Below are 21,592 nucleotides of genomic sequence, written 5' to 3'. Positions count from 1 at the left end.
AAATGCGGCTGGTTCAGCTCTCTCATCATTCCATCGCCTTCCCCTCCCCGGAAGGCGCTTTACGTGAACCTAATGGCCTGTTGGCGCTGGGCGGCGATCTTAGCCCGGCGCGGCTACTGATGGCCTATCAGCGCGGTATTTTTCCGTGGTTTTCACCCGGCGATCCTATTTTATGGTGGTCTCCCGATCCGCGAGCGGTACTGTGGCCGGAGAAATTCCATCTCAGCCGCAGCATGAAGCGCTTCCATCAGCGCTCGCCCTATCGTGTGACGCTGAATCACGCCTTCGGTCAGGTTATCGAGGGCTGTGCCGACCATCGCGATGAGGGCACATGGATAACGGCAGGAATCGTTCAGGCCTACCATCAGCTGCACGAGCTGGGACATGCGCATTCTATTGAAGTGTGGCAGGGAGATGCTTTAGTCGGTGGAATGTACGGCGTCGCGCAGGGCGCGCTGTTTTGCGGAGAGTCGATGTTCAGCCGTGCCGAAAACGCCTCTAAAACCGCGCTGCTGATCTTTAGCCAGGTATTTTCACAGGATGGCGGAAAATTAATCGATTGTCAGGTGCTGAATAAGCATACGGCATCGCTGGGCGCAGTGGAAATTGCTCGCCGGGATTATCTCGACTATCTCTCCGTGCTGCGGACTTATCGTCTACCGGAACGATTCTGGGTACCGAGGGTGCTATTTGCAGGAGAAGCGTAAATGTTTTCAGCACATTTTTTGTTGGGATGTTATAATTGCGCGGTAGAGTAGCTTCTGCCCGTTGCCCCGCCGCCGTTTGGGAATAATAAGAGTCAGATAACACCCATTGTTCTGTCACTCCCCCTTTACGTTTGCGCCTGTCACCCGGTTTATCCGCGTGAATTACGGGTAATGCGCCAAAACTACTTCGGCGATTTGACGTAAAACTTTACATACTTGCTGAACTTCGGCATTATCTTGCCGGTTCAAAACTACGGTAGTGATACCCCAGAGGACTAGATGGCCAAAGAAGACAATATTGAAATGCAGGGCACCGTACTTGATACGCTGCCTAACACTATGTTCCGCGTAGAACTGGAAAACGGTCACGTGGTAACTGCGCATATTTCCGGTAAAATGCGTAAAAACTACATCCGCATTCTGACGGGCGACAAAGTGACTGTTGAGCTGACCCCGTACGACCTGAGCAAAGGCCGCATTGTCTTCCGTAGTCGCTGATCGTTTTCGCGCTTAACGCGCCAGATGCTGAAGGCCGGGATAATTCCCGGTCTTTTCATTTCTACATCATTGACAACTTAAAGCGCGCAGATAAAAAAACCGGCCCTAAGGCCGGTTTTGTCATTGAGTACCAGAAACTTAATGCGCCGCTTCCGGTTTGTGCTTCTGCGCACTCTGGAAGTCGTAGGTCAGCGCGTTTTTCTCTTTATCCAGTTCCACAGTCACCTGGCCGCCGTCAACCAGTAAGCCAAACAGCAGCTCGTTGGCCAGCGGTTTTTTCAGGTTGTCCTGAATTACCCGTGCCATCGGACGTGCGCCCATGGCCCGGTCGTAGCCTTTCTCGGCCAGCCAATCGCGGGCTTCCTGGCTCACTTCCAAAGAGACGCCTTTCTGATCCAGCTGAACCTGCAGCTCGACGATAAATTTATCCACCACCTGATGGATAACCGTCGTAGACAGGTGATCGAACCAGATAATGTTGTCGAGACGGTTACGGAATTCCGGCGTAAAGATCTTTTTGATCTCATCCATCGCATCCGGACTGTTGTCCTGATGGATAAGGCCAATGGATTTACGCTCGGTTTCACGCACCCCGGCGTTGGTGGTCATCACCAGCACCACGTTGCGGAAATCCGCTTTGCGGCCGTTGTTATCGGTCAGCGTCCCGTTATCCATCACCTGCAACAGCAGGTTAAAGACGTCCGGATGCGCTTTTTCAATTTCATCCAGCAGCAGCACCGCGTGCGGATGCTTGATAACCGCATCGGTCAGCAGCCCGCCCTGATCGAAACCGACGTAGCCCGGAGGCGCGCCGATTAAGCGGCTGACGGTATGACGTTCCATATATTCGGACATATCAAAACGCAGCAGCTCAATGCCCAGCGACTTCGCCAGCTGCACGGTGACCTCGGTTTTACCCACCCCGGTAGGTCCGGCGAACAGGAAAGAACCCACGGGTTTGTGCTCATGGCCAAGCCCGGCGCGCGCCATCTTGATCGCTTCGGTTAAGGCCTCAATCGCCTTATCCTGGCCAAAGACCAGCATTTTCAGGCGATCGCCGAGGTTTTTCAGCGTATCGCGATCGCTGCGGGAAACGCTCTTCTCAGGAATGCGCGCAATCCGCGCCACCACGGACTCAATATCCGCCACGTTAACCGTTTTCTTACGTTTGCTCACCGGCATCAAGCGCGCACGCGCTCCGGCTTCGTCAATCACGTCAATCGCCTTATCCGGCAGATGACGATCGTTAATGTATTTCACCGCCAGTTCCACCGCCGCACGTACCGCCTTCGCGGTGTAACGGACATCGTGGTGCGCTTCATACTTCGGCTTCAGGCCGTTAATAATCTGCACCGTCTCTTCCACGGAAGGTTCGGTGATATCAATTTTCTGGAAACGACGCGCCAGGGCACGATCTTTTTCAAAGATGTTGCTGAATTCTTGGTAGGTTGTCGAACCAATTACCCGGATCTTACCGCTGGAAAGCAGCGGTTTAATCAGGTTAGCGGCATCGACCTGCCCGCCGGAAGCCGCGCCCGCACCGATGATGGTGTGGATTTCATCAATGAACAGAATACTGTTGGTGTCCTGCTCCAGCTGCTTGAGCAGCGCTTTGAAGCGTTTTTCAAAATCGCCGCGGTATTTGGTGCCTGCCAGCAGCGAGCCGATATCCAGCGAATAGATAGTGCAATCTGCCATCACTTCCGGCACGTCGCCCTGCACGATACGCCAGGCAAGACCTTCAGCAATAGCGGTTTTACCGACGCCGGATTCCCCTACCAGCAGCGGGTTGTTCTTGCGACGGCGGCACAGAACCTGAATAGCGCGTTCCAGCTCTTTCTCGCGGCCGATCAGCGGATCGATACCGCCTACGCGGGCAAGCTGGTTGAGGTTGGTGGTGAAGTTTTCCATACGATCCTCCCCGCCTGCTTGCTCTTCGCTGCTGCCTGGCTGGCTTCCGCTGTTATCGGAAGACTGGCTCGGCTCGTCTTTACGCGTACCATGAGAGATGAAATTCACCACATCAAGTCGGCTGACTTCATGTTTACGCAGCAGATAGGCCGCCTGAGACTCCTGCTCGCTAAAAATCGCGACCAGAACGTTGGCGCCGGTCACTTCGCTGCGGCCGGAAGACTGGACGTGGAAAACGGCACGCTGCAGTACGCGCTGGAAGCTCAGCGTCGGCTGAGTATCGCGCTCTTCTTCCGTTGCAGGCAGTACGGGTGTGGTCTGTTCGATGAAGGCTTCAAGCTCCTGACGCAGCGCGACCAAGTCCACTGAACACGCTTCAAGCGCTTCGCGGGCCGAAGGGTTGCTAAGCAGCGCCAGCAACAAGTGCTCGACGGTCATGAACTCATGACGGTGCTCGCGCGCTCTGGCGAAAGCCATGTTTAAACTGAGTTCCAGTTCTTGATTGAGCATAGGCACCTCCCCCAAGTTTATTGCCTGCATTCAGGCTTTTTCTAGCGTACACAACAACGGATGTTCGTTCTCCCTCGCGTACTGGTTCACCATCGATACTTTGGTTTCCGCGACTTCGGCGGTAAAGACCCCGCAAATCGCTTTACCTTGATAGTGAACCGTCAGCATCAGTTGCGTTGCACGTTCAACATCATAAGAAAAGAATTTTTGTAACACGTCAATAACAAACTCCATTGGAGTGTAGTCATCATTGACTAATATCACTTTATACATAGATGGCGGTTTAAGCGCATCCTTAACTTCGTCCTCTACTAGCTGATCGAAGTCCAACCAGTCTCTCTTACTCATCGTCAGTGTTCATCATCGGTTGCTGTTGCCAACAGGCGGTGGCCTGTCGATGACCAGAGGCTATGCACATCACAAATCTACAATAGATCATAGATAATTATCATCTATTACTTCCATCCGCGATGTCTGTCACATTCCCCGGCAATAGCGTTAACTGCTTCAAATTTTGACGCATTTTTCACCGTCCCCCAGCGTCAATCGCTTGACGCATTTCCTGATTTCTCTAAATTGTAGTGGCGAGAGTTGGCGAGCAAATGAACAACTCGTCACTCCACTACCGGTTCATTCCATCTTACTTATAAGATTTACGAAGGATGTCGAAGTATGGAAATGGGTACTGTTAAGTGGTTCAACAATGCCAAAGGGTTCGGTTTTATCTGCCCTGAGGGCGGCGGCGAAGACATTTTCGCCCATTACTCGACCATCCAGATGGATGGTTACAGAACGCTAAAAGCCGGACAAGCGGTTCGGTTTGATGTTCACCAGGGGCCAAAAGGTAACCACGCCAGCGTGATTGTCCCTGTTGAAGCTGAAGAAACAGAAACAGCCGCATAACTCTTTTGCTTCATTGTGTACATCCCGCCAGCAAAATGCCAGTCCTTCTGACTGGCATTTTTTTATCGCTACTCGCGCGCCAGGGCGTCTACCGGGTCCAGACGCGCCGCGTTGCGCGCCGGTAGCCAGCCAAACAGCACCCCGGTCAGCGTGGAGCATAAAAACGCGGTCAATAGCGCCAGCGGTGAAAAACCGATCTCCCAGCCGGGTAAAAACAGCTGTAGAACAAAGGCGATCAGCAGCGAAAGCGTGACGCCCAGCGCCCCGCCGACCAGGCAAACCAGCACCGCCTCGATCAAAAACTGCTGTAACACATCGCTGGCCCGCGCCCCGACCGCCATACGGATACCGATCTCCCGCGTGCGCTCGGTGACTGAGACCAGCATAATGTTCATTACGCCAATTCCGCCGACCACCAGCGCAATCACCGCCACCAGCGTCAGAAACAGCTGTAATGTATGTGTGGTCCGCTCCGCCGTTTTCAAGACGCTGTCCATATTCCAGGTAAAAACATCTTTCTTGCCGTGACGCAGTTCCAGCAGGCGCAGCAGCTGCTGCTCAGCAATCGAGCTGTCATAACCTTCGTTCACCCGCACGGTAATGGAGTTCAGCCACGACTGTCCCATCACCCGCCCGGCCATCGTGGTATAGGGTAACCAGACGCGCAGAATTTTGCTGCTGCCGAACATCGACTGTTTTTCATCCGCGACGCCGATCACCGTTGCTGGCATATTGCCGACCAGAATGATCTCACCCACCACTTTCGCTTTGTGCGGAAACAGCTGTCGACGCGCGTTGCTGTCGAGCACCACCACCTGCGCGCGGCTATTTAGCTGGAGCTCGTTAAAGGTATTTCCTTCGCTAAAAGTCATGCCGTAGACGTTAAAATACTGCGCCCCCACGCCCTCGGCGCTGGCGGCAACGTCAATATTATCCGCCCGCAGACGCAGGCTTTTTGATACCGCCGGGGTCGCCGAGCTGACCCAGGGCTGTTTCTGAATAGCCAACAGATCATCGTACTTGAGAGACTGCTGATAGCGGGGATCGTCATCGCCGAAATCCTTGCCGGGATAAACATCAATGGTATTGGTACCGATAGCGCGAATATCGGCGAGCACCATCTGCTTCGCGGCATCGCCCACCACTACAATCGACACCACCGAGGCAATGCCGATAATAATCCCGAGCATCGTCAGCAGCGTGCGCATTTTATTCGCCGCCATCGCGCGCCAGGCCATGACCAGCGCTTCGCGAAAGCCGCTGCTGAACTGACGCCACGCCGATGGCTCAGCCGCCCCGCGCTGGCGCAGCACGCCGCCGTAGGCAGAACCCAGCGCGGGCGGATTACGCACGATTTCACCATCGTGTATTTCAATGACCCGTTCCGCCTGGGCCGCCACCTGCGGGTCGTGGGTGACAATAATCACCGTATGCCCCTGCGCTTTTAGCTGGTGAAGGATCCCCATGACCTCTTCGCCGGAGCGGCTGTCCAGCGCGCCGGTTGGCTCATCCGCCAGAATCACTTCCCCGCCGTTCATCAGGGCGCGGGCGATACTCACCCGCTGCTGCTGGCCCCCGGAGAGCTGCGAAGGCTGATATTCAGCCCTGTCGCCCAGCCCCAGCCGAATCAGCAGCTCATGGGCCCGAGCCAGGCGCGCTTTACGCTCCGCGCCGGCATAAACCGCCGGAACTTCGACGTTCTGCGCCGCGGTCAGATGCGATAGCAGATGATAGCGCTGGAAAATAAAACCGAAATGTTCCCGCCGCAGGCGTGCCAGTTCATCGCCGTTAAGACGGGCCACGTCCGTACCCGCGACCCGATAGGTGCCGCTGGTGGGTTTGTCCAGACAGCCCAGAATATTCATCAGCGTGGATTTACCGGAGCCGGACGCCCCGACGATAGCCACCATTTCTCCGGCGGCGATGCTCAACGTAATGCCTTTCAGCACCTCAACGTTGCCCTCGCCAGAAGGATAGCTGCGGCGAATATCACGCAGTTCCAGTAACGCCGTCATTTCGCCGCTCCGGCCGCACCTTCGCCGATAATCACTTCATCCCCCTCTTCCAGCCCTTTCACCACCGCCACATCGGTGTCGTTACGCGCGCCGATAACGATTTCGCGCTCTTTAACTTCACCGGTACGCAGCAGACGCACGTGATAGCGGTTATCGCCGATGGCGTCACCCAGCGCGCTCAGCGGGAGGGTGATGACGTTTTTCACTTCCGAAAGCTGGATATGCACCTGAGCGGTCATCTCCAGGCGCAGAATGCCCTGCGGGTTCGGCACCTCAAAACGGGCGTAATAGAAAATGGCGTCATTGACCTTTTCGGGTGTCGGCAGGATATCCTTCAATGTTCCTTCATAGCGCGTCAGCGGATCGCCCAGCACGGTAAACCAGGCTTTTTGCCCCGGCTTCAGATGAATCACGTCCGCTTCCGAGACCTGCGCCTTCACCAGCATGGTGCTGAGATCGGCCAGGGTTAAAATATTCGGCGCCTGCTGGGCGGCGATCACCGTCTGCCCCTGAAGGGTAGTAATTTGCGTCACTTCCCCGGACATCGGCGCCAGAATTTTGGTGTAGTCGAGGTTGGTTTTGGCCGTATCCAGGGTAGCCTGATTACGTTTGACCTGCGCTTCAATCGTACCGATTTGCGCCTCTTTGACCGCTAAGTCGGTCGCGGCGGTATCGAGGTCCTGGCGAGAGACCAACTGGCGCTGCGCCAGCTGCTGCTGGCGGGCCAACGTCGTCGCGGACAGTTTACGTTCCGCACGCGCCTGGTTGAGCTGCGCCCGCAGCTCCATCAGCGTCGCTTCAACTTCTTTAATCTGGTTTTCCGCCTGCTCGGGATCGATAACCCCCAGCAGCTGATCTTTTTTCACTTTGTCGCCAATCTCAACGCGCAGCGTTTTTAGCTGTCCGCTCACCTGCGCCCCGACGTCAACTTTTTTTAACGCATCCAGCTTACCGGTCGCCAGCACGCTCTGCTGCAGGTCTCCTTTGCGTACCACCAGCGTCTGATACTGCGGCAGAGGCGCATTCAGAATTCGCCATCCCCAGACGGCGAGGGCCAGTACGACAATCGCCAGCAGCCACCATACTTTCCTGCGCTTTCCATTTAATTTCATAAAAATTCCTGATGTTTTAACCCGCAGAACCCGCGACAATTCTATCTAAATGCGGTAATAGAATAACGCGCATTTTTAGCTGCGCTTAATTTTTGTTTAACCGAAGTTGAAGGTCGTGCGGATAAAGGCGTGCCGGGAGAGTTCCCGGCAGAGAGATAAACGGCGGTCGGCGCTAATCCGCCCGCCCGCGCGCCAGCCATAGCACGCGGGAGAACATTTTTTTCAACAGCGCAGGAATGGCGTCAACCCCGCGACGCCCGGCCTCCATCGCCACTTCAATCGCCAGGTCCGGTTTTGACGAACGGTGGATCGCTTTGGTGATCACCCGCCGCATATTCATGGGAATATTTATCGGCAGCTGGGCCACCCGATGATAAACATCGTCGAAGCCCTGGCGATACATAAAATGCTCCATATCCATCGCCGGTAGCGCGGTGAGATGGTCGCGCTCAAGCATTTTGTCGTCATTCAATAGCCCGCGAACGGTGGCGGCATATTTCTTCCCGGCCTCATCGCCGTCCACCAGCACGTGCCATTCAATCCCCATTCGCCGGGCGAATTTGATAAGCGGTTTTAATCCCGACTGGGCAAACTCAATCACCTTCACCCCTTCCGCATCAAAGTGGTGGCCGCACTGGCGCGCCAGCTCGTTGATAACCCAGGTTTCGGTCTCCCCTTCGACCAGTAGCCAGCAGCGGGCAAACAGCGATGAAGCGCGGTTAAAGCGAATATGAAAAGCGATGCGCCGGCTGTCTTCGGCATTCATCCCGCCGGGCCCCAGCCGCCAGGCGGATACCCGTGATGATTCACGCACCAGTCGGCAGACGTGCTCGACGGGCGTTAATGACAGCAGTTCGCCGGAGTTCGTCGTCGTCACCCGCTGTAGCGGCAGTAAATTAAGTAAATGCCAGGCTACGGACAGCATAATCGGATGCAGCCGGGTTTCCGGGTCCTCAATCAACAAGAGCGGCCGCGCATCGCGATCGAGTCTCACCGTGCCTTTCGCCTGCAGCAGCGTAGAAAACAGTCCCAATAAAATCACCCGATGGCTGCGCCCGCCGGGCTTGTCGATCATCCTGTTAATGATGTCCAGGTAGCGCCAACTGCGCTGTTCATCATGTGAATGACGGCGCATCAGGCGATGACGCGACTGCGCGCTGCTCTGCTCGGCAAAATAGTGCTCCAGCAATTGCACCATGGCCGACAGTCCCTGGCGGATCTGCCCATCGGTTAAATTTTGCGGATGATGCACCAGTTCACGAGAGAGGAAATCAAGCTGGCGCGCGGTAATTTCGATCTGCGGCGAATGCGGAACGGTGCCGTTGTGGATCCGTCGCATAAAGCGGGCGTCGCGCAGCCGCAGAACCGGCATCAGCCGCACCAGGTGACGGGCGAGTTCATCAATATCGTCAAGCTCCAGCGCTTCCCCTTCACCGTTAATAAAACTACGCAGGGTCATTACGCTGTCGTCATCGGCAAGCTCCCCCTCGAGGCGATAGAAAACGCGCTGATAGCCGTCGTCGCAGGGCACCCAGCAGTTACTGAGAGGGCGATAGCGTCGCACTCGATGGCGGCCGGGTTCATTCTCACGGAAGGTCAAAATGATATGCAGATGATGCTCGCGTCCCTGAATATCGCCGGGCGGAAACCAAAAATCTTCCCGAACAAAATGATAAAGGTCAAACTCCGGGGACAGGAGTAGCGTCAGGGCATCCAGCAGGCTGGATTTACCCCAGGCATTTTCGCCAATCAGCACGTTATTTTGCTCAAGCATCAACGATAAACGGTTAATGCCGCGAAAACCGACTATTTCGACGCGCTCAAGATGCATATGCCCTCCGCTCGGTGGCGACTATCTCCTTCAGTTATCAGCAGTATAGCGAGGTGAGCATCAACATGACACTCCGGGCGTATTATGAATCGCTATAGGGTGAAGAGGCGGAATGTGATGCGCGGTATTTCACTTAATTGAGAAACGCATTCATCATCAAAAGTCGTTTTTTTCATCATTTTTGTTCTACACTTTTAAAAATTCCCATGAAAAAAGGAATCCCAGCACATTGTTCTAAATCAAATTACATCAATTTATTTAACTGGTCCCGGAGTAGCGATCGTCCATAGAATAGCGTCGCTTTATTCTAGTCGTCATTCTTTGTGGCGAAAATAAAGGCCGGCACGAAAACTCGTGCGCGTTTACGTTTTTATTGAGGTGGTTATGTTTAGAAAATTAGCAGCAGAATGCTTTGGTACATTCTGGCTGGTATTCGGTGGTTGCGGCAGCGCCGTTCTGGCTGCAGCGTTCCCGGAACTGGGAATTGGTTTTGCCGGCGTCGCGCTGGCTTTCGGTTTAACCGTATTAACCATGGCCTATGCCGTTGGTCATATTTCCGGCGGGCATTTTAACCCGGCGGTGACTTTAGGTTTATGGGCCGGCGGTCGTTTCCCGGCCAAAGAGGTAATTGGTTATATTATCGCCCAGGTTGTCGGCGGTATTATCGCCGCCGCTATTCTGTATGTTGTCGCCAGCGGTAAAGCGGGCTTCGACGCCGCCGCTAGCGGGTTCGCTTCGAACGGTTATGGCGAACACTCTCCGGGCGGCTTCTCCATGCTTTCCGCCATTGTGATTGAGATTGTCCTGACCTGCGGCTTCCTGCTGGTTATTCACGGCGCCACGGATAAAAACGCCCCTGCCGGCTTCGCCCCTATCGCCATTGGTCTGGCGCTGACGCTTATTCACCTAATCAGCATTCCGGTCACCAACACGTCGGTAAACCCGGCGCGTAGCACCGCGGTAGCGATTTTCCAGGGCGGCTGGGCGCTGCAGCAGCTGTGGCTATTCTGGGTAATGCCGATTATCGGCGGCATTCTCGGCGGCGTGCTCTACCGCACCCTGCTGGAAAAACGCAGCTAAGCTCCCACGATTCTCTTGAGGCCCGGTACTGCCGGGCCTTTCTTTTTTCCGACTACTTTACTCAGTCCGGCGATTTGGGTAGTGTCAGTGACGCTATTTTCACTCTGCAAGGATCGTGTCGTTCATGTTTTCGGGACTATTAATCATTCTGCTGCCGTTGGTCATAGGCTATCTTATTCCTCTTCATCGGCCATCAGCCCTTAAACTCATTACGCGATTTCTGAGCTGGATCGTCTACGTTATTCTCTTCTTTATGGGTATTAGCTTGGCCTTCCTGGATAATCTGGCCAGCAATCTTCTGGCGATCCTTCATTATGCGGCGGTCAGCGTCGTTATTATTATGCTGTGCAATATTGCCGCCCTGATGTGGCTTGAACAGAAAATGCCCTGGCAAAATCATCATCGTCAGGAAAAATTACCCTCGCGTCTGGCAATGGCGCTGGAATCCCTTCAGCTATGCGGCGTGGTGCTTATTGGCTTCCTGATTGGTCTGAGCGGTCTCTCTTTTTTACAACACGCCACCGAGGCCAGCGAATATACGCTGATTTTCCTTTTGTTCCTCATCGGTATTCAGCTGCGTAATAATGGCATGACGCTGCGGCAAATCGTTCTTAATCGTCGCGGCATGATTGTCGCGGTGGTGGTGATGGTCAGTTCATTGCTGGGCGGCGTCATCAATGCCTTTATTCTCGACCTGCCGCTAAAAACCGGGCTGGCCATGGCCTCCGGTTTTGGCTGGTATTCGCTCTCCGGGATCCTGCTGACCGAATCCTATGGCCCGGTGATTGGCAGCGCGGCATTCTTTAACGATCTTGCCCGTGAACTGCTGGCGATTATGCTTATCCCCGGGCTGGTGCGCCGCAGCCGTTCAACGGCGTTAGGCCTTTGCGGCGCGACATCAATGGACTTTACGCTGCCGGTACTACAACGCTCAGGCGGGGTGGAGATCGTCCCGGCGGCCATCGTGCATGGCTTCATTCTGAGCCTGCTGGTGCCCATTTTGATGGCTTTTTTCTCCGCTTAATACCTCTCTGGCGGTAGTTCCCTGCCGCCAATTTTGCGCTAAATCAATCTCCCTGTAAGTTGTACGAGAAATACCTTTTATCTTCATGCGCTCGGGCATAACCTTAAACATGTATATTAAATATAACTTTAAAAAAGGTGTGATCATGTTTTGTGTGCAATGTGAACAAACCATCCGTACCCCGGCAGGGAACGGCTGCTCTTACGCGCAGGGTATGTGCGGGAAAACGGCCGAAACGTCCGATCTGCAGGATCTGTTGATTGCTTCTCTGCAGGGCCTCTCCGCATGGGCGCTTAAAGCCCGCGAATACGGCATCATCGACCATGACATCGATAGCTTCGCGCCGCGCGCTTTTTTTTCCACGCTGACCAACGTTAACTTCGACTCCCCGCGTATCGTTGGCTACGCCCGCGAGGCCATCACCCTGCGCGAAGCGCTGAAAGCCCGGTGCCTGAATATCGACGCTCATGCGACGGTTGATAACCCGATGGCCGATCTGCAGTTAGTGAGTGACGATCTCGGCGACCTGCAGCATCAGGCGGCGGAATTCACCCCGAACAAAGACAAAGCGGCCATCGGCGAGAATATTCTCGGCCTGCGCCTGCTGTGCCTGTACGGCCTGAAAGGCGCGGCGGCCTACATGGAACACGCCCACGTTCTCGGTCAGTACGACAACGCCATCTACGCCCAGTACCACAAAATCATGGCGTGGCTCGGTACCTGGCCTGCCGATATGAACGCGCTGCTGGAATGTTCAATGGAAATCGGCCAGATGAACTTTAAGGTGATGAGCATTCTGGACGCCGGCGAGACCAGCAAATATGGCCATCCCACCCCGACGCAGGTCAACGTCAAAGCGACCGAAGGCAAATGTATCCTGATTTCTGGCCATGACCTGAAAGATCTGTACAACCTGCTGGAGCAGACCGAAGGCACCGGCGTTAACGTCTACACCCACGGTGAAATGCTGCCGGCGCACGGTTACCCGGAGCTGCGTAAATTCAAACATTTGATCGGTAACTACGGCAGCGGCTGGCAAAACCAGCAGGTCGAGTTTGCCCGCTTCCCTGGCCCGATTGTCATGACCTCAAACTGCATCATCGACCCAACCGTCGGCGCCTATGACGATCGTATCTGGACCCGCAGCATCGTCGGCTGGCCGGGCGTGAATCATCTGGAAGGCGAAGATTTCGCCCCGGTTATCGCTCAGGCGCAGCAGATGGCGGGCTTCCCGTACAGCGAGATCCCGCACCTGATCACCGTTGGTTTCGGTCGTCAGACCCTGCTGGGCGCGGCGGATACGCTGATCGACCTGGTGAGCCGTGAAAAGCTGCGCCATATCTTCCTGGTGGGCGGCTGCGACGGGGCGCGCGGCGAACGTAACTACTTCACCGATTTCGCCACCAGCGTACCGGACGACTGCCTGATTCTGACCCTGGCCTGCGGTAAGTACCGTTTCAACAAACTCGAATTCGGCGATATCGAAGGTCTACCGCGTCTGGTCGATGCCGGTCAGTGTAACGACGCTTACTCTGCCATCATCCTGGCGGTCACCCTGGCGGAAAAACTGGGTTGTGGCGTGAACGACCTGCCGCTGTCTCTGGTGCTCTCATGGTTTGAACAGAAAGCGATTGTTATTCTGCTGACCCTGCTGTCGCTGGGCGTGAAAAACATCGTCACCGGCCCGACGGCGCCGGGCTTCTTCACGCCGGATCTGCTGGCCGTGCTTAATGAGAAATTCGGTCTGCGTTCGGTGACCACCGTAGAAGAAGACATGAAGCAACTGCTGAGCGCGTAAGGAGTAAAAGTATGACTTTGCCAACCCATCAGTGCCCGTGGCGGATGCAGGTTCACCACATCCATCAGGAAACGCCGGATGTGTGGACAATTTCGTTGCTCTGCCACGACTATTATCCGTATCGTGCCGGGCAGTACGCGCTGGTCAGCGTACGCAATTCGCCGGAGACGCTGCGTGCCTACAGCCTCTCCTCGACGCCGGGCGTTAGCGAATATCTTACGCTGACCGTACGCCGTATTGACGAGGGCGCGGGTTCGCAGTGGCTCACCCGCGACGTGAAGCGCGGCGACTATATCTGGCTGTCCGACGCGATGGGTGATTTCACCTGTGACGATAAAGCGGACGATAAATTCCTGATGCTGGCCGCAGGATGCGGCGTCACGCCAATCATGTCAATGCGCCGCTGGCTGGCGAAATATCGCCCGCAGGCTGATGTTCAGGTGATTTTTAACGTGCGTTCTCCCCAGGATGTCATTTTCGCTGAGGAATGGCGTCAGTATCCGGTGACGCTGGTGGCGGAAAATCACGCCGCCCACGGTTTCGTGGCAGGACGTTTAACGACCGAACTGCTGCAAAGCGTGCCGGATCTGGCATCGCGTACCGTCATGACCTGCGGCCCGGCGCCGTATATGGAGTGGGTTGAGCAGGAAGTGAAAGCGCTGGGCGCGACGCGCTTCTTCAAAGAGCAGTTCTTTACGCCGGTAGCCGACGCCGCTACCAGCGGCCTGAAGTTCACCAAACTGCAGCCGGCGAAAGCGTTCTATGCGCCGGTCGGCGCCACGCTGCTCGAAGCGCTGGAAAGTAACAAAGTGCCGGTTACCGTCGCCTGTCGCGCAGGCGTCTGCGGCTGCTGCAAAACGAAAGTGGTTTCCGGCGAGTATACCGTCAGCAGTACCATGACGTTAACCGATGCGGAAATCGCAGAAGGCTACGTGCTGGCCTGCTCCTGCCATCCGCGGGGCGATCTGGTACTGGCTTAACCAGCAACTGCCGGATGGCGCAGCGCCATCCGGCTATCTTTACCGCCAGGCCGAATTGCCGGCGATGGCATAGCGCCCTGCCCCCAAAAAAGCGACCGCCAGCGCACCCACGAAAAAATAGACCAGGCTCTCAATCGCCCACGCGCCGACCGCATCCAGCGCGAAGGTTTTGCCCGTCCCGACCATCAGCCAGGCGACGACCATCGTAAACGCCAGCACCAGCGCCGCCGGACGGGTAAGAATTCCCAGGATCAGCAGGCAAGGCGCAACCACCTCACCCACTAATACCCCATAAGCGATAAAACCCGGCAATCCTTTTGCTACCAGCATATTGCTGATTCCCCCTACGCCATCAAATAGCTTGTGCAATCCGTGAAACAGCATCAGTCCGCCAACGGCAAGTCGTAACAAGAGTTTGCCGAAATCGTCATGAGACAGCAGTTTATTAACAGCATTTAACAGCGATTTAACCATTTGAAATGATTCCTGTTTACCACTTTATGTGAGCACAGATTATGCGGAGTTTTTGCTGAAAAAAACCAGCGAAAATGAGGGGTTAAAGCGAGCGTAACTGGCAGTATCATCTAAGCTTGTAAGCGTTATCACAAAAAGGAGATGGAGAACCATGAAACAGACCGTGGCGGCATACATTGCCAAAACTCTTGAACAGGCTGGCGTTAAACGTATTTGGGGCGTAACCGGGGATTCTCTTAACGGCTTAAGCGACAGCCTGAACCGCATGGGGACCATCGATTGGATGCCCACGCGCCACGAAGAAGTGGCCGCCTTCGCCGCCGGAGCGGAGGCCCAGCTTACCGGCGAACTGGCGGTATGCGCCGGTTCCTGCGGGCCGGGCAACCTGCACCTGATTAACGGCCTTTTCGACTGTCACCGCAACCATGTTCCGGTGCTGGCTATCGCCGCCCATATTCCTTCCAGTGAAATCGGCAGCGGCTATTTTCAGGAGACGCACCCTCAGGAGCTGTTCCGCGAATGCAGCCACTACTGCGAACTGGTCTCATCCCCGGAACAAATTCCGCAGGTGCTGGCCATCGCCATGCGCAAAGCAGTAATTAACCGCGGCGTCTCGGTCGTGGTGCTCCCCGGCGACGTTGCGCTAAAACCCGCGCCGGAAAGCGCCAGCAGCCACTGGTACCACGCGCCGCTGCCGCAGGTGACGCCGGCGGAAGAAGAGCTGAAGAAGCTGGCCCAGCTGCTGCGCTATTCCAGCAACATCGCCCTGATGTGCGGCAGCGGCTGCGCCGGAGCGCATAAAGAGCTGGTGGCGTTCGCCGCGAAGCTCAAAGCGCCTATCGTTCATGCGCTGCGCGGCAAAGAGCACGTTGAATACGACAACCCTTATGATGTGGGGATGACTGGGCTGATTGGCTTCTCCTCCGGCTTCCACACCATGATGAACGCCGACACCCTGGTACTGCTCGGCACCCAGTTCCCCTATCGCGCCTTCTACCCGACGGACGCGAAAATTATTCAGATCGATATCAACCCCGGCAGTATCGGCGCCCACAGTAAAGTGGACATGGCGCTGGTCGGCGATATCAAATCCACCCTCAACGCGCTGCTGCCGCTTCTCGAAGAGAAAACCGACCGCAAATTCCTCGATAAAGCGCTGGAACACTATCGCGACGCGCGTAAGGGGCTCGACGATCTGGCCAAGCCCAGCGACAAAACGCTTCATCCGCAGTATCTGGCGCAGCGCATCAGCCACTTTGCCGACGAGGACGCCATTTTTACCTGTGACGTGGGTACGCCGACCGTCTGGGCCGCGCGCTATCTGCAGATGAACGGCAAGCGCCGCCTGCTCGGCTCCTTCAACCATGGGTCAATGGCTAACGCCATGCCGCAGGCCATCGGCGCAAAAGCCACGGCTCCCGACCGCCAGGTCGTGGCAATGTGCGGCGACGGCGGCTTTAGCATGCTAATGGGGGATTTCCTCTCGCTGGCGCAAATGAAGCTGCCGGTGAAAATCGTTATCTTCAATAACAGCGTACTGGGTTTCGTGGCGATGGAGATGAAGGCCGGGGGCTATCTGACAGACGGCACCGAGCTGCACGCCACCAACTTTGCCCGCATCGCCGAAGCGTGTGGTATCAAGGGCATACGCGTTGAGCGCGCGTCAGAGGTTGATGAAGCGCTGCAAACCGCTTTCGCTACCGATGGCCCGGTACTGGTGGATGTGGTCGTCGCCAGTGAAGAGCTGGCGATGCCGCCGCAAATCAAACTGGAGCAGGCCAAAGGTTTCAGCCTTTATATGCTGCGCGCGATTATCAGCGGCCGCGGCGACGAGGTTATTGAACTGGCGAAAACTAACTGGCTAAGGTAAAAATATCCTTTTCAATTCATACACAAAATCCTTCGTGTTGCCTCAAGGCGGCAAGCCCGAACATCCCTGGGAGCATAGATAACTATGTGACCGGGCTTTGAGGGTGTAGCCAACGCAGAGGCAGCGCGAAGAAAGAAGTGTATAAGGATATGACATGATAGATTTACGCAGTGATACCGTCACCCGCCCGGGCCGCGCCATGCTGGAAGCTATGATGGCCGCCCCGGTCGGGGATGACGTCTATGGCGACGACCCGACCGTTAACGAACTCCAGCGCTTTGCTGCCGAGCTGGCGGGCAAAGAAGCCGCGATCTTCTTGCCCACCGGCACCCAGGCCAACCTGGTCGCCCTGCTCAGCCACTGCCAGCGCGGCGAAGAGTATATCGTCGGCCAGGGCGCGCATAACTATCTCTATGAAGCCGGCGGCGCGGCGGTACTCGGCAGCATCCAACCGCAGCCCATCGACGCCGCAGCGGACGGCACCCTGCCGTTGGACAAAGTCGCGGCCAAAATCAAACCGGACGATATTCATTTCGCGCCCACCCGCCTGCTGTCGCTGGAAAATACCCATAACGGCAAAGTGCTGCCGCGTGAATATCTGAAAGAAGCCTGGGAATTCACGCGCCAGCGCGGCCTCGGACTGCACGTGGACGGCGCGCGTATTTTTAACGCCGTCGTGGACTACGGCTGCGAGCTGCGCGATATCACCCGCTACTGCGATTCTTTCACCATCTGCCTGTCCAAAGGCCTTGGCGCGCCGGTAGGCTCGCTGCTGGTAGGGAGCGAAGAGTATATTCGCCGCGCGATCCGCTGGCGGAAAATGGTCGGCGGCGGAATGCGTCAGGCGGGAATTCTGGCGGCGGCTGGCCTGTATGCTTTGCAGAACAACGTCGCGCGCTTAAAAGAGGATCATGACAACGCCGCGTGGATGGCGGAGCAGTTGCGCGCCGTCGGCGCTGACGTGATGCGCCACGATACCAATATGCTGTTTGTTCGCGTTGGTGAAGCGCGCGCCACCGCGCTGGGCGAGTATCTGCGCGAACGCGGGGTGCTGATCAACGCCTCGCCCATCGTGCGCCTGGTGACGCATATTGACGTTAACCGCCAGCAGCTCGCCGAAGTAGTGAGCCACTGGCAGGCATTTTTAAACCGTTAAGGAGTCCGGTGTGTCGCAGCGAATTCTGGTGCTTGGCGCCAGCGGTTATATCGGCCAGCATCTGGTGAAAAGACTCAGCGAGCAGGGCTTCACCGTGCTGGCGGCGGCACGCCACATCGACAGGCTTAAAAAACAGCATCTCCCCGGCGTCGAGTGCTATTCGCTCGATTTAAACCAGCCGGAAGCGCTACCCGACCTGCTGGCGCAGGCTGATACCGTTTACTATCTGGTGCACGGGATGGGCGAAGGCGGCGACTTTATCCGCCACGAGCGGCAGGTCGCGCTCAACGTTCGCGACGCGCTGCGCGAGACGCCGGTGAACGAAGTCATCTTTCTCAGTTCCTTACAGGTGGCGGAGCAGGAGCAATCCGATCATCTACGCGCCCGCCAGATCACCGGCGATCTGCTGCGCGAATCGGGCGTCCCGGTAGCGGAAGTTCGCGCCGGCATTATCGTCGGCGCCGGTTCCGCCGCCTTCGAAGTGATGCGCGATATGGTTTACAACCTGCCGGTGCTGACGCCGCCGCGCTGGGTACGCTCGCGCACTACGCCGATTGCGCTGGAAAATTTGCTCTACTATCTGCTGCGGTTGCTTGACCATCCGTCCCGCGAGCATCGGGTGTTTGAAGCCGCCGGGCCGGAAACGTTAAGCTATCAGCAGCAGTTTATCCGCTTTATGGCGGTCAGCGGCAAACGACGCCCGCTGATTCCTGTTCCTTTCCCTACCCGCTGGATTTCAGTGTGGTTTCTCAATGTGATTACCTCGGTGCCGCCAACCACGGCCAAAGCCCTGATTCAGGGGCTAAAGCACGATCTGATCGCCGACGATCGCGCCCTGCGGGCCTTAATTCCTCAACCGCTTATCGCGTTTGATGAGGCGGTGCGCCGCACGCTTAAAGAAGAGGAGCAGCTAGTGAACTCCAGCGACTGGGGCTACGATGCGCAGGCCTTCGCCCGCTGGCGGCCCGAATACGGCTACTATCCGAAACAGGCGGGCTGTACCGTTAATACTTCCGCCAGCTCCGGCGCGCTGTGGGAGGTGATCAACCAAATCGGCGGCAAAGAGGGCTATTTCTTCGGTAACGTGCTGTGGAAAACGCGCGGGGCGATGGACCTGCTGGTCGGCCATCGGCTGGCAAAGGGGCGTCCGGAAAGAGCGTATCTGCAAACCGGCGACGCGGTGGACAGCTGGAAGGTCATTATCGTCGAGCCGGAAAAGCAGCTGACGCTGTTATTCGGCATGAAAGCGCCCGGCCTTGGCCGCCTGAGCTTTACCCTGCGCGATAAAGGCGATCATCGCGAGCTGGACGTGCGCGCCTGGTGGCACCCGCACGGTATGCCGGGGCTCTTCTACTGGCTACTGATGATCCCGGCGCATCTGTTTATTTTTCGCGGTATGGCGCGACGCATCGCCCACCTGGCGGAGCAAATCACCATCAAATAGAGTATACGTATAGAATTCTTTCATGATTCTCATTGCATCGTAGTCAGAATCACGGAAAAATGCGCACGAAATTCTTTTGTTTAACAGTGGATCGATATGAAGGTACTGGTTACCGGTGCGACCAGCGGATTGGGCCGCAACGCGGTGGAATATCTGCGTAACAGGGGCATTAGCGTCAGAGCGACCGGGCGCAACGAAGCGATGGGCAAGCTTCTGAGCAAAATGGGCGCAGAGTTCGTCCCTGCGGACTTAACCGAGCTGGTCTCTTCGCAGGCCAAAGTGATGCTCGCCGGTATCGATACCCTGTGGCACTGTTCCAGCTTTACCTCGCCGTGGGGCACCCAGCAGGCCTTCGATTTAGCTAACGTCCGCGCGACTCGCCGTCTCGGCGAGTGGTCGGTAGCCTGGGGCGTGCGCAACTTCGTGCACATCTCTTCGCCGTCGCTCTATTTTGATTATCACCATCATCGCGATGTTAAGGAAGATTTTCGCCCGCAGCGTTTCGCCAACGAATTCGCCCGCAGCAAAGCGGCAAGCGAAGAGGTGATCCATCTTCTGGCGCAGGCCAACCCGAATACCCGCTTTACGATCCTGCGCCCGCAGAGCCTGTTTGGCCCGCATGATAAAGTGTTTATCCCGCGGCTGGCGCAAATGATGCAGCACTACGGTAGCGTTCTGTTGCCGCGCGGCGGCAGCGCGCTGGTGGATATGACCTACTATGAAAACGCGGTACACGCGATGTGGCTCGCCAGCCAGCCCCAGTGCGACCTCTTGCCCTCGGCCCGGGCGTACAACATCACTAACGGCGAACCGCAAACCCTGCACAGCATCGTACAGAAACTCATCGATGAGCTGGGAATAAAGTGCCGCATCCGTTCGGTCCCTTACCCGATGCTGGATATTATTGCCCGCAGCATGGAGCGCTTTGGCAATAAGTCAGCTAAAGAGCCCGCCTTTACCCACTACGGCGTCTCTAAGCTGAACTTTGATTTCACCCTGGATATCTCCCGCGCCCAGCAGGAGCTAGACTACCGGCCGGTTGTCACGATGGATGAAGGCATTATCCGTACCGCCGCGTGGTTGAAGGACCACGGTAAGCTGCACTATTAACCCCGCCCATACTTTTCCAGCAGCGCTTCGGCTATCGCCAGGGTTTGGGCATCGGCAACCCCGTCCCAGCGCTCGGGGCGGAAGTGCATCTGGAAAGCCATAATGACCCGCTTCTGCTGTGCAGGGGTCATGTCCGGCGTCACCTGATAGCCGTAGCGAGACAGCACGTCCAGCAGCTCTGCGGCGTCGACCGGCTCGTATGACGGGCGCCCCTGCAGATAAAACGCCACGCGCTGGGCATCCGGCCATGCGCCAATTCCCTGTTCGGCCAGCCTGCGCCACGGGAACAGCGGCCCCGGATCGTCTTTACGCTGCGGGGCGATGTCCGCATGCGCGACCACGTTCTGCGGCGCGATATGGTAGCGGGCGATAATGTCTTTCGCCAACGGGATCAGAGCGTCAATTTGCGCCGGATTAAACGGCGTGAAGCTTTTGCCCCCGGCCGTTTTTTGCCAGCCGCGATTCTCCAGCTCAATACCAATCGAGGTATCGTTAATACGCGTGCTGCCGCGCCAGAAGCTGACGCCCGCATGCCAGGCCAGATCCTCTTCCGGCACCAGCTGCCAGATCCGCGGTTTGCCTCCGTGCAGCGGCGGTATCTCCGGAATCAGGTAGTGAGAGCTCACCTGGTTATCCGTCAGCGTCGCCAGCGAAACGTCGAAATCATCGGCGGTGTAGTGGATCACCAGCACTTTGATGCGCGGATAAGCCGCCTGCGCCGGGTGGCGCGTATCCAGCTGATAGCCGTCGCGATCGATAATGCCCTTTTCCGTAGCGCAGCCCGCCAGCAGCAGCGTCAGCAGGACGCCTGCCCGGCACATTCTCATCGCCGGGTCTTCACCGCGGTGCCGCTGACGCTGACCATCAGCATGCTGCTATCTTTACCGACGGTTTCATAATCAATATCAATGCCGACAACCGCGTTGGCGCCCAGCGCTTTGGCCTGTTCGCTTAGCTCTTCAAAGGCGATTTCCCGGGCTTTACGCAGCTCTTTTTCATAGGCGCCGGAACGACCGCCGACGATATCGCGGATGCTGGCGAAAAAATCGCGGAATACGTTAGCGCCGAGAATCGCTTCCCCGGTGACGACGCCGCAGTATTCGATGATGGGCTGACCTTCGAGGGTTGGCGTAGTTGAAAATTGCATGTTCAAACTCCTTCTATAGCGT

General features: G+C 56.5%; 19 protein-coding genes. 11 read left to right on the top strand and 8 right to left on the bottom strand.

The window, feature by feature from the left end:
• Positions 1-2: 2 nt before the first annotated feature.
• Both aat and infA read left to right on the top strand, forming a co-directional pair.
• Positions 3-707 (top strand): leucyl/phenylalanyl-tRNA--protein transferase, encoded by a 705-nt coding sequence (gene aat, locus BWI76_RS09630; protein WP_024360089.1) that lies wholly within the window; start codon positions 3-5, stop codon positions 705-707.
• A gap of 279 nt (positions 708-986) precedes the next feature.
• Complete coding sequence (infA, locus tag BWI76_RS09620; protein ID WP_002211347.1) at positions 987-1,205, top strand: translation initiation factor IF-1; 219 nt, start codon at positions 987-989, stop codon at positions 1,203-1,205.
• A gap of 138 nt (positions 1,206-1,343) precedes the next feature.
• Here the strand turns inward: infA and clpA are convergent, their stop codons facing one another.
• Both clpA and clpS read right to left on the bottom strand, forming a co-directional pair.
• Positions 1,344-3,626 carry an ATP-dependent Clp protease ATP-binding subunit ClpA gene (clpA, locus tag BWI76_RS09615; RefSeq protein WP_032711149.1) on the bottom strand — a complete coding sequence of 761 codons (2,283 nt, stop codon included), beginning with the start codon at positions 3,624-3,626 and terminating at the stop codon, positions 1,344-1,346.
• Between the two features lie 30 nt (positions 3,627-3,656).
• Positions 3,657-3,974, bottom strand: coding sequence for an ATP-dependent Clp protease adapter ClpS (gene clpS / locus BWI76_RS09610; protein WP_004130898.1), 318 nt, complete (start codon positions 3,972-3,974; stop codon positions 3,657-3,659).
• A 324-nt stretch (positions 3,975-4,298) separates the two neighbouring features.
• Between clpS and cspD the strand changes: the two genes are divergently transcribed.
• On the top strand, positions 4,299-4,529 hold the full coding sequence (gene cspD / locus BWI76_RS09605; protein WP_004100627.1) for a cold shock-like protein CspD: 231 nt from the start codon (positions 4,299-4,301) through the stop codon (positions 4,527-4,529).
• Positions 4,530-4,597: 68 nt separating this feature from the next.
• Here the strand turns inward: cspD and macB are convergent, their stop codons facing one another.
• The 3 genes from macB to BWI76_RS09590 form a co-directional block, all read right to left on the bottom strand.
• Entirely contained in the window at positions 4,598-6,544 is a 1,947-nt protein-coding gene (gene macB / locus BWI76_RS09600; RefSeq protein WP_049090038.1) for a macrolide ABC transporter ATP-binding protein/permease MacB, read from the bottom strand.
• Positions 6,541-7,656 carry a macrolide transporter subunit MacA gene (gene macA, locus BWI76_RS09595; RefSeq protein WP_004871729.1) on the bottom strand — a complete coding sequence of 372 codons (1,116 nt, stop codon included), beginning with the start codon at positions 7,654-7,656 and terminating at the stop codon, positions 6,541-6,543. Before macA ends, macB begins: the two co-directional genes overlap by 4 nt.
• Positions 7,657-7,828: 172 nt before the next feature.
• Positions 7,829-9,487 (bottom strand): ATP-dependent endonuclease, encoded by a 1,659-nt coding sequence (locus BWI76_RS09590; protein WP_004871731.1) that lies wholly within the window; start codon positions 9,485-9,487, stop codon positions 7,829-7,831.
• Positions 9,488-9,871: 384 nt separating this feature from the next.
• Here BWI76_RS09590 and aqpZ point away from each other — a divergent pair, with 384 nt between their 5' ends.
• The 4 genes from aqpZ to hcr all read left to right on the top strand — a co-directional run bounded on the left by aqpZ (position 9,872) and on the right by hcr (position 14,369).
• The gene (aqpZ, locus tag BWI76_RS09585) at positions 9,872-10,567 is read left to right on the top strand and encodes an aquaporin Z (RefSeq protein WP_004130892.1); all 696 of its coding nucleotides are present in this window, start codon (positions 9,872-9,874) and stop codon (positions 10,565-10,567) included.
• Between the two features lie 124 nt (positions 10,568-10,691).
• Positions 10,692-11,591, top strand: coding sequence for a lysine exporter LysO family protein (locus BWI76_RS09580; RefSeq protein ID WP_004871736.1), 900 nt, complete (start codon positions 10,692-10,694; stop codon positions 11,589-11,591).
• Between the two features lie 145 nt (positions 11,592-11,736).
• Positions 11,737-13,389 carry a hydroxylamine reductase gene (hcp, locus tag BWI76_RS09570; protein WP_004871740.1) on the top strand — a complete coding sequence of 551 codons (1,653 nt, stop codon included), beginning with the start codon at positions 11,737-11,739 and terminating at the stop codon, positions 13,387-13,389.
• Positions 13,390-13,400: 11 nt separating this feature from the next.
• A complete protein-coding gene (gene hcr, locus BWI76_RS09565) occupies positions 13,401-14,369 on the top strand; it encodes an NADH oxidoreductase (protein WP_004871744.1) in 969 nt (322 codons plus the stop codon).
• Positions 14,370-14,408: 39 nt separating this feature from the next.
• Here the strand turns inward: hcr and BWI76_RS09560 are convergent, their stop codons facing one another.
• Positions 14,409-14,843: a DoxX family protein gene (locus tag BWI76_RS09560; protein ID WP_004871745.1), complete on the bottom strand. Its 435-nt coding sequence runs from the start codon at positions 14,841-14,843 to the stop codon at positions 14,409-14,411.
• 151 nt (positions 14,844-14,994) lie between these two features.
• Here BWI76_RS09560 and poxB point away from each other — a divergent pair, with 151 nt between their 5' ends.
• The 4 genes from poxB to BWI76_RS09540 all read left to right on the top strand — a co-directional run bounded on the left by poxB (position 14,995) and on the right by BWI76_RS09540 (position 20,423).
• Positions 14,995-16,713 carry a ubiquinone-dependent pyruvate dehydrogenase gene (gene poxB / locus BWI76_RS09555; RefSeq protein ID WP_024360095.1) on the top strand — a complete coding sequence of 573 codons (1,719 nt, stop codon included), beginning with the start codon at positions 14,995-14,997 and terminating at the stop codon, positions 16,711-16,713.
• 154 nt (positions 16,714-16,867) lie between these two features.
• Positions 16,868-17,869: a low-specificity L-threonine aldolase gene (gene ltaE / locus BWI76_RS09550; RefSeq protein ID WP_004871751.1), complete on the top strand. Its 1,002-nt coding sequence runs from the start codon at positions 16,868-16,870 to the stop codon at positions 17,867-17,869.
• A 10-nt stretch (positions 17,870-17,879) separates the two neighbouring features.
• Positions 17,880-19,313 (top strand): DUF2867 domain-containing protein, encoded by a 1,434-nt coding sequence (locus BWI76_RS09545; RefSeq protein WP_004871754.1) that lies wholly within the window; start codon positions 17,880-17,882, stop codon positions 19,311-19,313.
• A gap of 96 nt (positions 19,314-19,409) precedes the next feature.
• Entirely contained in the window at positions 19,410-20,423 is a 1,014-nt protein-coding gene (locus BWI76_RS09540) for an NAD-dependent epimerase/dehydratase family protein (protein WP_024360097.1), read from the top strand.
• Here the strand turns inward: BWI76_RS09540 and BWI76_RS09535 are convergent.
• Complete coding sequence (locus BWI76_RS09535) at positions 20,420-21,250, bottom strand: N-acetylmuramoyl-L-alanine amidase (protein ID WP_049087316.1); 831 nt, start codon at positions 21,248-21,250, stop codon at positions 20,420-20,422. The genes BWI76_RS09540 and BWI76_RS09535 overlap by 4 nt on opposite strands.
• Positions 21,247-21,570, bottom strand: coding sequence for a heavy metal-binding domain-containing protein (locus BWI76_RS09530; protein ID WP_004100606.1), 324 nt, complete (start codon positions 21,568-21,570; stop codon positions 21,247-21,249). Before BWI76_RS09530 ends, BWI76_RS09535 begins: the two co-directional genes overlap by 4 nt.
• Positions 21,571-21,592 lie beyond the last annotated feature (22 nt).

It is taken from the genome of Klebsiella sp. M5al, from assembly GCF_002090195.1.
GTDB classification, from domain to species: Bacteria; Pseudomonadota; Gammaproteobacteria; order Enterobacterales; family Enterobacteriaceae; genus Klebsiella; species Klebsiella grimontii.
The sequence above is the reverse complement of the archived record's forward strand: the minus strand, read 5'-3'. Positions and strand labels throughout refer to the sequence as shown.